Annotated in this window: 4 protein-coding genes; all 4 read right to left on the bottom strand. The window is 73.6% G+C overall.

The genetic code is table 11. The annotated features are described in order from the left end of the window. Window positions 1-3: 3 nt before the first annotated feature. Window positions 4-606 carry a hypothetical protein gene (locus IEY61_RS17545; protein ID WP_189045626.1) on the bottom strand — a complete coding sequence of 201 codons (603 nt, stop codon included), beginning with the start codon at window positions 604-606 and terminating at the stop codon, window positions 4-6. A gap of 123 nt (window positions 607-729) precedes the next feature. After that, window positions 730-2016, bottom strand: coding sequence for an MFS transporter (locus tag IEY61_RS17540; RefSeq protein WP_189045625.1), 1287 nt, complete (start codon window positions 2014-2016; stop codon window positions 730-732). Next, a complete protein-coding gene (locus tag IEY61_RS17535) occupies window positions 2013-3773 on the bottom strand; it encodes a condensation domain-containing protein (RefSeq protein WP_189045623.1) in 1761 nt (586 codons plus the stop codon). Before IEY61_RS17535 ends, IEY61_RS17540 begins: the two co-directional genes overlap by 4 nt. Further along, entirely contained in the window at window positions 3773-14035 is a 10263-nt protein-coding gene (locus tag IEY61_RS17530) for a non-ribosomal peptide synthetase (RefSeq protein ID WP_189045621.1), read from the bottom strand. Before IEY61_RS17530 ends, IEY61_RS17535 begins: the two co-directional genes overlap by 1 nt. Window positions 14036-14094: the final 59 nt, after the last annotated feature.

Genomic DNA, 14094 nt, shown 5'->3' with positions numbered 1-14094 from the left:
CGCTCATCCAAGCTGGTCGCGGGTGCGTGGCGGCCAGGCGCCGGACACCAGGATGCCGGCGGCGTAGGTCGACGCCACCAAGCCGGTGAGCGTGAGTGACGACTCGCCGAGGTTGCGGCGCAGGCGGGCGACCCGATGGTCGAGACCCCGCCGTGTCAGTCGCAGCGAACTGGCAATGCTCAACTGGGTCTTGCCCGCCGCGAGTTCGGTGAGGACCTCGCGGTCGCCATCGTCGAGGTGGGCGCCACGGTCGCGGACCGGCCCGTGGCCACTGTCGGCGGTGGAATCCTCGTGCACCATGACGAGTAGGTGTGTCGCCGTGCTGCCGGTGACGGACATCGGCTCGGCCATGCAACGCACCCGACGGCCGTTCAACACGGTGCTGAAGGTGACCCGGATGCCGCGCAGCGCCTTGCCGATCTCGCGCCGCCGATGCTGTGCGTCCGGCCCGCTCGCGTTGACGAGCCGCTCCGCGGTGTCGCGGTCGTGGGCGGGCTCCGGCATTTGATCCGGCCGGCCCACCGCCGCGACGACTTTCAGATGCTCGTCGAGCACGACCGCCAGGACTGCGGGCGCGCGCGTTTCCGCGTGACCAAACATAGTCATCCCCCGATTTCCGACCGTTGATCCGCCTTATCGTTGCCGACCCCGCGACGGGCTCGCAAGGCTCAGGATCTCTAGGGAGCCACGGTTGACAACGTGATCGATAGGTGGGTGACCGTGGTGGTCTCAGTCGGTGGCCGGGACCACCACGCCGGGACGGTCCGGCATCAGCCGCAACGTGCGGACCGGCGACGCGGCCACCACAGCAGCGGCGGCCAGGGCCACCGCGCCGCCGGTGCAGAGGGCGACGGTCAGCCCGAGATCGGTGCCCAGTGCCCGGGTCAGTGCCTCCGAGCCGGTGCCACCGACGAGAGCGCCGAGCGGAACGGCGGAGAAGGTGAAGGTACGCGCTGTCGCGTGCACCCGGCCCAACAGCGCCTCCGGTGTGACGGCCTGGCGCAGGGAGGTGATCGCGGTGTTCCAGACCGGGACGAAGGCCGAGACCGTGAGGGCCACGGCGAGATACACCGGGATCGCGGGGAGCCGGAGGGCCAACGGCAGCAGGGCCCACACCACCCCGGAGAGGCAGCAGGCGATGACCGTACGCCCGACGCCGTAGCGAACGGTGAGCCGGGGAGCGAACCAGGCCCCCAGCACGCCCGCCGCCCCGCCGAGGGTGGTGAGCAGTCCGACGGTCGCGGCGTCGAGTCGCAGCGCCCGCAGCGCGAAGACCAGCGCGATCGTCGCGGTGGCCGCGCTGGCGAAGCTCCGCAGCGTGCCGGCGATCAGGGTGGGCCGCAGCAGTGGATGCCGCAACAGCGTGCGGACGCCCTCCCGGATCTCCGCGCCGACACCAGCCGGCCGCAGCCGTTCGCCGGTCCGCCGCGGCGCACCGTGGGGGATGCGCAGGACCGCCAGCACCGACGCGGCGAGCAGGGCGGCGGCGACGCCCGGAGCCTCGTCACCGCCGAGCCATGCGATGAGCACCCCGCCGATGGCCGGTCCGGCCAGGGCGGCCAACGCCGTGGATGTCTCCAACCGCCCGTTCGCCACCGGTAACCGGTCGGGCGACGCCACCAGGGCCGGCAGGTGAGACTGCGCGGCCACGTCGAAGACCAGCCCGGCCGCCCCGACCACGAGGGCCACCCCGATCAGGTCGGCGATGTCGAGCACACCGAGCCAGGCGGCGACCGGCAGCCAGGCGAATGCCGCAGCCCGGACCGCCTCGCCGAACAGCATCAGGTGGCGACGCGGAACCCGATCGGCGAGCACCCCGGCGAAGAGGCCGAGCGCCGGGTACGCGGCGGTGGCCGCCGCGTTCACCGCGCCGACCTGCCCGGCCGAGGCCCCGAACAGCAGGACCGCCGCGGTGGGCAGGACGAAGGCGCCGATCTGTGCGGCCACCGAGCCGGCGGTCAGGCTGATCCAGAGCCATCCGAAGCCACGGTCGCGGCCCGCCCCGCGCGGCGTCACGCCCCCGCGGTGGCCAGGGCGGGAAGTGGAACGCGCGGAGTCCCGTCCTCCGGCAGCCGTCCCCGGGCGGCATCGGTGGTCAGGATCATCACCGGCCGGCCGTCAGCCAGCAGATAGCCGAGCCGATCCTCCGGATACCTGGGGTCCAGCGGCAGATACGCGGCCCCCACCTGGAGAACGGCCAGCATCGCCGCCACCACCTCCGGCCCGCGTTCGGCGCAGATCGCCACCAGGTCCTCCGGGCCCACGCCGTGCTCCCGCAGCGTGCCGGCCACCTCGTCGACGAGCGACCCGAACTCGGCGTAGGTGAGGTGGACGTCGCCGCTGACCACGGCGATCTCGCCGGGCCGGATCGCGACCTGGTGAGCGAACGCCTCCGGGACCGGCCGGGACCCGGCGGTGACCACCTGGCCCGAGGCCACGGCGAGGGCCCGGTCGCGTTCCTCCGGGCCGAGTAGATCGAGGCGTCCGAGCGGGGCTGCGGGGTTCGCCCCGGCGAGGACGCTGAGCAGGTGGGTCAGGCGGTCGGCAAGCCGTGTCACCCGCTCCTGCCCGAACAGGCCGGGCCGGTAACCGAGCCGTAGCGTGAGTTCCCGGCCGGGTTCGGCGATGAGGCTGAGTGGATAGTGCATCGGACTGCGACCGGAAACGTCCGCGACGCGCAGGCCGTCCGGCAGGTCCAGCGTGGCCGCGTCGACCGGGTAGTTCTCGAACACCACGACGGTGTCGAAGAGGTCACCGTCGACCCGGGCCAGCTGGCGGATGTCGGTCAGTCCGAGGTGTTGGTGCGCAGTGAGCCGGGACTGTCGTTCCTGTAGGCCGGCGAGCAGGTCACCGACCGTCTGGGCCGGGGGCAGAGTGAGGCGTACGGGCAACGTGTTCACGAACAACCCGAGCTGGGCGCCGATGCCGGGAACCTCCGGCGGGCGGCCCGCGACGACGGCGCCGAACACCACGTCGTCCCGTCCGGTCCACTCCGCCAGCAGCAGCGCCCAAGCGGCCTGCACCGCGGTGTTCAAGGTCACGCCAAGCTGCCGGCAGCCGGCCGCGAGCGCCGCGGTCGCGGGCTCCGGCAGCCGGGTGACCACCTCGCCCGGCACGCCACCGTGTTCCAGCCTGGCGTGCTCGGCCACCATGGTCCCGCTCTCCAGGCCGGCCAGCTCGTCCCGCCAGGCGGCCCTGGCCTGGTCCCCGTCGCGGGACGCCAGCCAGGCGAAATAGTTCTTCGGGGACGTGCCCGGTGGCAGCGACACACCGTCCGCGGCGTAGTGCCGGAACAGCTCGTGCATCAACAGCGGCATGGACCAGCCGTCGAGCAGGATGTGATGGTGGATGACCAGCAGGCGCCAGCGTGCCTCGGCGAGCCGCAGCAGCGTGAACCGGATCAGCGGCGCCCGGTCGAGCGCGAACCGCCGGGCTCGTTCGGCGGTGGCCACCTCCGTGGCCGCCACGCTGACCCGGTCCGGCGGCTCGGCGGTCAGGTCCACCTCCTGCCATGGGGTGCGGACCGCGGACTGGACGACCTGGACCGCGCCGCGCCGTTCCAGGACACGGAAACTCGCCCGCAGGGCCGGCTGCCCGGCGAGCAGGCGCGCGACGGCGTCGCGCAGCCGCTCCGGGCGTACCGGGCCCTCCAGATCGACCGTGGTCTGCACGACGTAGACGTCCGGTCCGTCGTCGTAGTTCGCGTGGAAGAGCAGACCCTCCTGCAAGGGGGTCATCGGCAGGATGTCCTCGACGGTCGGCCGCTCTTTCATTACGCCTCCCACTCCATGGCGAGCTCGTCCTGGAGAAGGTCCAGGTCCTCCTGGAACAACCCGGCGATCGACAGGTCGGAGAGCCGGGCCTGGGCCGCGCTCGGGCCGGAACCGTGCTGCCCGAGCGCCTCCAGCGCGGCCGTCCACCGTCCGGCCAGATCGCGCACCTCGTGTTCGCCGAGTACGCCCGCGGCCCACGACCAGCGGGCCACCAGAGACGGGCCGTCGGTGCCGTCGCTCACGTACACGTCGAGTTCGAGCGCGTGGATCAGGGGTAGCTCGGGGTCCGCGCCACCGTCGATGCCGCCGGTCAGAGTCCAGTCGCCGGTACCGTCCGCGGCGAACCGGCCCAGATAGTTCAGGCCGACCGCCGGCCGGTGCGCGGGCGCGGGCAGCGGCCGGCCAGGGTCGAGGAAGTGCAGCACGCCGTGGCCCGACCCGTCGCCGGGTACTGCCGCGAGCTGGTCGCGGATCCGGTCGAGGGCCGTGCCAGCGGCCGGGCCGCCCTCCCACAGGTCCGCCCAGTCAGCGACAGCGGGGTCGAGCAGCACCGGGTGGATGCTGGTGAACCAGCCGACCGTACGGGACGTGTCGAGGTCGTCCACCGCGTCCCGGCCCTGCGACTCGACGTCGATGGCGACCGGCGCGACCACGCCGTGCCGATCCCGGTGCCGGTCCTGGACGGCGAGCGCCAGCGCGGTGAGCAGCACGTCCTCGACCGGCGCGCGGAGACCGCGGGTGATCGCGCTGAGCAGCGGCTCCGCCCGCTCCGGCTCGAGCCGGGTGGTGACGGTGCGCCGGCTCTCCACCCGGTCCCGTTCCGGATCGAGCGGGCGGCTGCCGACCGGGAGGCCGGCGGTGGCGTCCACCGCGGACCAGTGCGCGGTCTCTCCGGCGTGCGCGGTCGCGGTCGCCGCGAGCCTCGCCGACCAGGTGCGGAACGAGGTGCGGACCGGCGCAAGCGGCGCGTTGGTCCCGCGCAGGGCCGCCGCGCAGGCGATCGCCAGGTCCGGGACCAGGATCCGCCACGAGACACCGTCCACCGCGAGATGGTGGACGACCAGGCTGAGCAGCCCTTGACCGGGCGGACTGGCCTCGAACCAGACGGCCTGGACGACCTCGCCGGACACTGGGTCCAGCCGGTCCCGGGCGGCGCCGGTGTGCTCGGCGACGCTCGCGTCGTCGCCAAGGGGGACCCGGCGCACCAGATCGGCGGCCCGCACCGAGCCCACCGCCCGGGTGTACGGGTTTCCCGACCCGTCGAGCTGCAGGCGCAGCACGTCGTGGTGGTCGATGACCGCCTGCACCCCGTGGACCAGCGCGTCCAGCGTGAGCGACGCCGGCACCCGGACCAGGATCGACTGATGGAACCGCCGGACCGGACCGCCCAGCTCGCGAAGCCGGTGCATGACGGGGGTGGGCACGATCTCGCCGACCCCGGCGCCGTCCGGCTCAGCTGCGGTCTCCCGCGCGGCTCGGGCGACCATCGCCAGCCGGGCCGGAGTTCGGTGCTGGAAGACGTCGCGCGGGGAGAGCTCCCACCCGTGCGCCCGGACAAGGGCGGCGAGCTGCATCGAGGAGATGCTGTCGCCGCCGAGCTGGAAGAAGTCGTCGTCCGCGCCGGCCGGCTCCGGCAGCCCGACGATGGTGGCGAACAGCTCGGCCAGCGTGTGTTCGATCGAGTCCGCCGCAGGCCGGTGGCCGGGAGGCGCCGCCTGCGGGGGAGGCGGCAGGGCGGCCCGGTCGAGTTTGCCGTTGGCGGTCACCGGCAGCCGGTCCAGCAGCACCAGCACGGCGGGGACCATGTGCTCCGGAAGCCGGCCGCCGAGGTGCGCCCGCAGTTCGTCGATGTCCGGGCGGGCATCCGGGCCGGCCGGCACCACGTAACCCACGAGCCGCCGGGTGCCGGCGGGGCCGGCGGCGTCGACGACCACCGCCTCGTCCACCAGCGGATGCTCCGTGAGCACGCAGGCGATCTCGCCCGGTTCGATCCGCAGGCCACGGATCTTGATCTGGTCGTCGCCGCGGCCGAGGTAGACGACGCCGCCCACGTCCTCGCGGACCACGTCGCCGGTCCGGTACATCCGGGCGCCTGGCGGGGCGAACGGGTCCGCCACGAACCGGGCCGCGGACAGCCCCGGCTGGTTCAGGTAGCCGCGGGTGAGACCGTCACCGGACAGGTAGAGCTCCCCGGCCGAACCCGGCGGCACCGGTCGCAGCCGGTGGTCGAGCACGTACACGTCGGTGTGTTCCAGCGGGCGGCCGATCGGCGGGACGGCGGGCAGCGGGGCGCCGTCGTCGTACCAGCCGGTGGCGTAGACGGTGGCCTCGGTCGGCCCGTAGAGGTTGGCGAGCCGGGCGGCTGGCAGCGCCGCCCGCAGCCGTTCGGCCAGGTGACGCGGGAGCGCCTCGCCGGCCGACAGGACCCAGCGGGTGTCCAGCCGCAGTCCAGGGGCGGTGACCAGCGCCGACAACACCGACGGCACGCCGGAGACGAGAGTACCGGCGAAGGGGCGGTCGAGCAGGTCGAGCAGGTTCGGCACCAGCTCCACATGACCGCCCGTGACCAGGGCGGGGAAGAGCTCGACGACCGACACGTCGAACGACAGCGACGTCGACGCCAGCACGTGCGCGAGACCGTCGGCGCCGAACGTCCGGACCGCCCAGCAGACGAAGGTGGCGAGATTGCCGCGGGAGACGACGACGCCCTTGGGGCGTCCCGTCGATCCGGATGTGTAGATGACGTAGGCGGCCGTCTCCGTGGCGACCGGGACGACGTCGGGCTCGGCGTCGCCAGCCGGGTCATCGACGCAGGTCAGCACCGTTGTGCCGGGCAGCGGGCCCAGGGCGGACGTCTCGCCGGCAACGACGACCACCGGCCGGGCGTCGGCGATGGTGTAGGCGATCCGGTCGGCCGGATGAGCGGGGTCGAGCGGCAGGTACGCCGCGCCCGTGCGCAGCACCGCGAGCAAGGTCACCAGCAGTTCCGTGGATCGCGGCACGGCGACGCCGACGATCCGCTCCGGGCCGGCCCCGTGGCGGGCGAGCCGGGCGGCCAGGCGGGCCGAGCGCAACTCCAGTTCCCGGTAGGTGAGCCGCTGGTCACCGGCGCTGACGGCGATCGCGTCCGGCGTACGCCAGACTTGGCTTTGAAAGGCGCTGAGCAGGTCGCCGGCCGTCGCGCCGCGCCCACCGCCGCGCCCGCGCCGCACCGCCTCCTCACGCTGGGCCGCGGACAGCAGCTCGATGTCGCCGACCCGGCTCTTCAGGGCCGCATCGGCGGCCATGGCCCGGAGCACGTGGAGGAACGCCTGCCCGGCGGCCCGGACCGTGGCGGCCCGCAGAGCGTCCGGACGGTACCCGAGCTCGACGGCGAGCGTGTCCCCGGGAACCACGATCAGTGCGAGCGGGTAGTGCACGTCGTTCAGCGCCCGATACCCGCTGACCCGCAGCCCGTCGCCGGCCGACCGCTCGCCGAGCGGATAGTTCTCGAAGACGAGCAGCGTGTCGAACAGGTCGGTCTCGAATCCGGCCGCCTCCTGCACGGCGGCCATACAGAGGTGGTGATGGCCGGTCAGCGAGGTCTGGGCGGCCTGCAGCCCACGCAGCAGGTCGGCCAGGACCAGTCGGTCGTCGACGGTGACCCGGACCGGCACGGTGTTGACGAACATGCCGAGCATCCGGTCGGCCTCCGGTAGATCGGCCGGGCGTCCCGAGACGGTCGTGCCGAAGACGACGTCGTGGTGGCCGGTGAACCGGGACAGCACGATGCCCCAGGCCGCCTGGACGATCGTGTTGAGAGTGACACCGGCCCGGCGGGCCTGGGCGCGCAGCGCGCGGAGCGCCTCGAAGGGCAGCTCGGCCCGCTCGTGTTCGGGTCGGACCGACCGGTGCAGGTCAACGTCGGCGGCGGTGATCCGGGACGGCCCCGGCAGGCCGGCGAGGGCGTCACCCCACGCCTGCCGGGCCGCGGCCCGGTCCTGGCGGGCCAGCCACGCCGCGTAGTCGACCGGGCCGGTGACCGGCGCCGGCGAGGCCGCCGCGGCGCCGTGCCGGTAGAGGTCGAAGAGGTCGTTGAGCAGCAGCGGCGCCGACCAGCCGTCCAGCACCAGGTGATGGTGGGTGACCAGCAGCCGGTACCGGTCGCCGCCGAGCCTGAGCAGGGTCATCCGCAGCAGCGGAGCGTCACCCAGGCTGAAGCGGCGCCAGCGGTCGTCCGTTGCCAGGGCCCCGGCGCGATCGTTCTGTTCGGATCCGGCGAGCCCGCGCAGGTCGATCTCCTGCCACGCGGCCTCCGCGCTGCGCCGCACCACCTGCACCGGGGCGCCGGAGGAACGGGCCGGGAACTCGGTCCGCAGGCTCGGATGGCGGTCCAGCAGGGCCCGGGCGGCGGACCGCAGCCGGGTGCCGTCGAGATGACCTTCGAGGTCGACCTGGATCTGCACGGTGTAGACGTCGGAGGCGGTGCCGTCGTAGCTGGCGTGGAACAGCAGCCCACCCTGCAGGGGGGTGACCGGGAGCAGGGCGTCGATCGCCGGGCGGTCCCGCTCGAACTCGTCGATCTCGACCTGCGCGATCTCGACCAGCGGAAAGTCGGAGGGTGTGTGCCCGCCGGCGATCGGATCGCGGCCCACAGCGGCGATGGCCGAGAGCACGTCGCCCACCGCGTCGGCGACGGTGCGGACCTCCTCGGCGCTCAGTAGGCGGCCCGCCCACGACCAGCGCATGACCAGCCGTGGGCCACCGTCGCCGGGCTCCACCGCGGCGTCGATCTGCAGAGCGTGCGTGAGCGGCTGACCCGGCCCGGCGTGGTCGGTCAGCGCGCCGGGGCTCAGCCGCCAGCCCTCCACCTCGGCGGCGGCGAACCGGCCCAGGTAGTTGACGAGAATCGACGGCGCGGCCACCGGTCCGAGCACGTCCGGGGCCAGCTGGCGCAGTACCCCGTACCCCGCTCCGTTCCCGGGGATCGCGGCGAGCCGCTCCTTCACCTGTTTGACCGCGGTGGCGACCTCGTCGTGCAGCCGGTGGCGGGGGATTGGGGTGGGGTCGAGCCGCACCGGGAAGAGACTGGTGAACCAGCCGACCGTACGGGACAGGTCCAGGTCCTCGCCGGTGTCGCGGCCGTGCCGTTCCACATCGATCAGCGCCTCTCCAGGCGGCAGGGCGAGTGCGACGGCGGTGAGCAGCAACACCTCCGGCCCAGTGTGGAACGCGGCGGCGGCCTGCTCGACCAGGGCGGCGGTGGTCTCGGGGGGCAGGCCGGTGCGGAGTTCGGCGCGGGTGGCGTGGACGTCGAGGGCAGGATCGAGCTGGTACCGGCCGGTGCGGGAATCCGGACCGCCGATCAGGCTCTGCCAGGCGGGCGCTTCCGCACGCCGCAGGTCCACCGCGGCCTGGCCGGTGACGGCCTCGGCCCAGGTGCGGTAGCTGTCGCCAACCGATCCGAGCCGGTGTTCGCTTCCGGCGGCGAGGGCGGCGTACGCCCGGGGCAGGTCCTCGGCCAGGATCCGCCACGACACCCCGTCGACGGCGAGGTGATGCACGATCAGGACGAGCCGCCCGTTGCGTCCCGGTCCGGCGTCGACGTGCAGGACGCGCAGCACACCGCCGGAGGGATCGAGTTCGCTGGCCGCCTCTCCGGTCACGCGGCCGAGGTCGGTGGGCGCCTCGATCCGCCGTACCTCGGCCTGGACGGCACCGCGCGGCGCCACGTGCAGCGACCAGCCGGCACGGTCGCGGCGCACTCGCAACCGCAGCGCGTCGTGGTGGTCGACAACCGCCTGGACCGCCGCCGTGAGCAGGTCGCCGTCGAGGTCGGCGGGGGTGTCGAGGACCAACGACTGAGCGTGCCCGGCCGGCGGCCCGGCCGGACCGGCGAAGTGGTGGACGATCGGCGTGGGCGGGACCTCCCCGATACCGGCGTCCGGGTCGCGGCCCGGCGCGGTGGCGGCCGCTCCGGCGACCAGCGCGAGCTGGGCCGGGGTGCGGCGGTCGAACACCTCCCGGGGGGTGAACACCAGACCGGTCGCCCGGGCCCGGCCGGCGAGCTGGATGGCGGTGATGCTGTCGCCACCCAGATCGAGGAAGCTGTCGTCCGGGCCGGCGGCCGGGACGCCCAGCACCTCGATGAAGAGCGCGCACAGCAGTTCCTCGCGCTTCGACGCGGGGGCCCGGCCGTGGCTCAGGGGCCCGCGGACCGGGGCGGGCAGCGCGGCGCGGTCCAGTTTGCCGTTGGCCGTGACCGGGAGCTCGCCGATCACCACGAAGGCGGTCGGGACAAGGTATTCGGGAAGGCGTTCGCGCAGGTAGGAGCGTACTTCCCGGATCAGTTCGCCGGACCGCGCGGTCAGCAGCGGGTCGGATGCCGTCCGACCGGGACGGGGTTGCTCACCGGGGTGGCGCAGTACACCGGTGAGCCGTTCGTCGCCCGGCGCCAGGAACAGTGCGTCGATCTCGCCCCGGTCGCCGCCGCTCCAGGTGACGACGGCCCCGTGCTCGGCCAGGTCGGTCGGATCGGCGGCTGCGGTCGCCGACCTCGGGGTCCGCAGGCCGGCCGCCTCGGCCAGCGCCACGTCGGTGAGTAGCCGCGCGTGCGGGATGCCGGTGACCCGCAGCTCGGTCCCCGGCTTCGTCAACAACGCGGCTACACCATCCATGCCGCCAGCGTCCGCCCAGCTCATGGCGGGTAGCTCAGCGACCAGCCGGATCGGAGGGCCACCCGCGGCATGCAGCACCACGTCGTAGCGGTAGCGGCTCAGCTCGTTGTCGTAGCGGGCGGTCCGGATGCGGATGTCGGCGCCCACGAACGACGGTTCCGCCGCGGCGAAGTCATCGAACCAGAGCGGGTCGAGGAGCAGCTCGTTCTGCTGGGAGGCGGACAGTTCGACGAGGCGGCGTACGTTCTCGGGTGTGACGCCCGTCCTCCGGCCGTGCGCGCCCGCGTCCAGGATCTCCTGAATGCGCAGGTTGCGTACGTCGCCGAGGAAGACTGCGCCGCCCGGTGCCAGCAGCTCGGCGGCTCCCCGCAGAACCGCGGCCAGATAGTCGGCGTCGGGGAAATACTGCACCACCGAGTTGATGACGATCACGTCGAAGAACGCCTCGGGCAGCCCGGAGACGTCGTCGGCGGCCTGCTGGCGCACGTGCACCCGGTCGGCGAGACCGGCGTCCGCGGCGTGCAGGCGGAGGGCTTCGACAGCGGCGGCAGAGATGTCGGTGGCCCAGTAAGTCTCGGACTCCGGAGCGAGGCGGGCGAGGATCAGGCCGGTGCCGGCGCCGATCTCCAGCACCCGGCGTGGGCGCAGCGCCCGGATCCGGTCGACCGTGGCCGACCGCCACTGCTCCATCTCGTCGTGCGGCAGTGGCTCCCCGTCGTAGCTGGAGGACCAGCCGCTGAAGTCGTCGCCGAAGGGCCGATCCGCGGTGCCGGTGTAGAGGTCCTCGTACAGTTCCTGCCATTGTTCGGTATGAATCTGTGGGTTCACCGCGGACCGGGCGTTGAGCGCCTCCCGGTCCGGCACCAGGTAACCGACCAGGCGACGGGGTCCCGGACCGTCCGCGTGGGGGACGACCTCGGCCTGGGCGACCGCCGGATGGCTGCGCAGCGTCGCCACGATCTCCGCCGGCTCCACCCGGACCCCGTTCACCTTGACCTGCTCGTCGTCTCGGCCCAGGTACTCCAGCTCCCCGTCGGAGCGGCGCCGGCCGAGGTCGCCGGTCCGGTACATCCGGGTGCCGGGCGGACCATACGGGCAGGCGACGAACCGGACGGCGGTGAGATCCGGACGGCGTAGGTAGCCGCGGGCCAGCCCGGTGCCGGCCAGGTACAGCTCACCGGCGACACCGGTGGGAACCGGCTGCAGCGCCCGGTTCAGCACGTGTACCCGGACGTTGCTGATCGGGGCGCCGATCGGCGGTGTCCGAGCCGGGTCACCGTCGGGATCACTGGTCCACGCGGTGACGTCGATGGCGGCCTCGGTCGGCCCGAAGAGGTTGTGCAGGTCGCAGCCCGGCAGTGTGGTGTGGAGCCGGACCCGCTGATCAGCGGTGAGTGCCTCGCCGCTGGCGACGACACGGCGCAACGAGTCGCAGCCGCTCGCACCCGGCGCGGCCAGGAACGCGGTGAGCATGGTCGGCACGAAGTGCACGGTGGTGATCCGGTGCTCGCGGATCGTCGCGATCAACCGTTGCGGGTCCTTGTGGGCGCCGGGCGCGGCCAGGACCAGGCCAGCTCCGCTGATCAGCGGCCAGAAGAACTCCCAGCCGGCGACGTCGAAGCCGCACGAGGTCTTCTGCAGCACCCGGTCGTGTGCGCCGAGACGGTACGCCTCCTGCATCCACAGCAGCCGGTTGACGATGCCCTCATGCGTGTTGATGACGCCCTTGGGCATACCGGTCGAGCCGGAGGTGTAGACCACCGACAGTGGATGGTGCGGCCGCAGCGGCGCGGTCCGGTCCGCATCGCTGAGCGGCTGCTCCGGCAACTTCCGCAGCAGTGCGGCGACCCGCGGATCGCCGAGGTCCAGGACCGGGGCGGGGCCGCCCGGCGGCGAGCCGCCGCCGGTGATCACGAGCTTCGGGCGGGCGTCGCCGAGCAGCCTGCGGACACCGGAGGGCGGCAGGTCCGGATCGATCGGGAGGTACGCCGCGCCGGCGGTGACGACCCCGACGAGCGCGACCATCAGGTCGAGTCCGCGCGGCACCGATACGGCCACCACGTCCTCCGGGCCGATGCCCTGGGCAGCGAGGTGCCGGGCGAGACGGTTGCCGCGGCGGGCGAGTTCGGCATGGCTGATGGTCGCGCCGCCGGCCGCTGCGACCACGGGCGCGTCCTCGTTGCCGGTGGCCGCCTCGTGGACGAGGTCGGTGAGCGTGGCGGACGGCCGGGGGACCGCCGTGTCGTGATGGCGGTCGAGCGCCGCCCGCTGGACCCGGCCGAGGATGTCCAGCCTGCGCATCGGCGTGGCCGGCCCCCCGGCGGCCAGGCCGTCCAGGACCCGTAGCATGACCTGCCGGTGTACGCCGACGTCCTCGTGGTCGTAGCGGCTGTCGTCGGCGTCGACATCCAGCCGCCAGCCCCGGTGGCCGGTGCCGCCGGAGACGGCGAACGCCAGGTCGTCGACCGGGCCGTTGGTCACGTTGCGCTGAACCGCGGTGGCCTCGCCGAAGATCAGGTCCTCGTCGAAGAGCATCAGATTGACGTGCGGGCCGGTCAGCGGCCTTTCCTGGTCGTCTCCGCGCACGTCACGGCGCAGGTCCTCAATGCGGTAGCGCTGGCGGCGCAGCGCTCCCTGCAACTGCCCGGCCACCACGGTCAACACCTCGCCGACGGAGGCGTCCGGTGCCAGGCGGATCCGCAGCGGGACGACGTTGGAGAGCATCCCGGGCACGTTGCGGACGCCGGTGCCGAGCCGGGCGGTCACCGGCAGGCCGAGCACCAGGTCGTGGTCGCCGGTCAGCCGGGCCACATGCAGCGCCGCTGCGGCGACGAAGACGGCGGGGAGCGTGACGCCCGCCGCGCTGGCGAGGCCGGCGAGCCCTCCGACCAGGGCCTCGCTGAGGTCGGCGCCAGTGCGGAGCCGGCAGTCCGCGCGTGCGCTCGCCCGGGGACCGGGGCGGGCCCGGCCGAAACTCACCGGCGCGGGCGCTCCGGCGAGCTGGTCGGCCCAGTACTCCCGGTCGCGGGCGAGTGCGCCCGAGTCGCGGTAGGCCCGGTCGGCGTCGAGCAGCGCCGTCAGCCGCCCGAACGGAGTGGCCGCGGGTGCGCCGGGGACGGTCAGGTGGCGGTACTCGGCGGCGACCCGGCGGGCCCAGAGGGCGGCGGAGAACCCGTCCACGAAGGCGTGGTGGCAACGGATGAAGATGCGGTGCAGACGGGGGGCGAGTCGCAGGATCATGATCTCGCTGACCGGCCCGAGCGCGAGGTCGGAGTGGCGGCGCAGGCAGTCGTCGATCCAGGTGTCTGCGGCCGCCGCCGCGTCGGGCCGATCGCTCAGGTCGATCATGGCCGGGGCGCCCATCGGCTCGGGGTCGAGGTGCTGCACCGGGCCGCTGCGGGTCCGGAGGATGCGTCCCCGGCCGGTGTCGCTGTCGTCGACGGCCCGGCGAATCGCCTCGGTCAACGCCGCGAGGTCGACCGGCCCGTCGATCTCCACGTACTGCGCCAGCGTGTAGTCGGCCCGGTCCTCGGCGAAACCCTGGGCCAACCACATGCCCGCCTGGGCCGCGGTCAAGGGCAGTCCCGCGGCCGGTGACTGGTACATCACGCGTGCTCCTTAACGCCGGCAATGCATTCCGGCCCATTTCCGTCGGCTGATTCCGC

Source organism: Micromonospora sonchi (genome assembly GCF_014646235.1).
GTDB lineage: Bacteria > Actinomycetota > Actinomycetes > Mycobacteriales > Micromonosporaceae > Micromonospora > Micromonospora sonchi.
The sequence above is the reverse complement of the archived record's forward strand: the minus strand, read 5'-3'. Positions and strand labels throughout refer to the sequence as shown.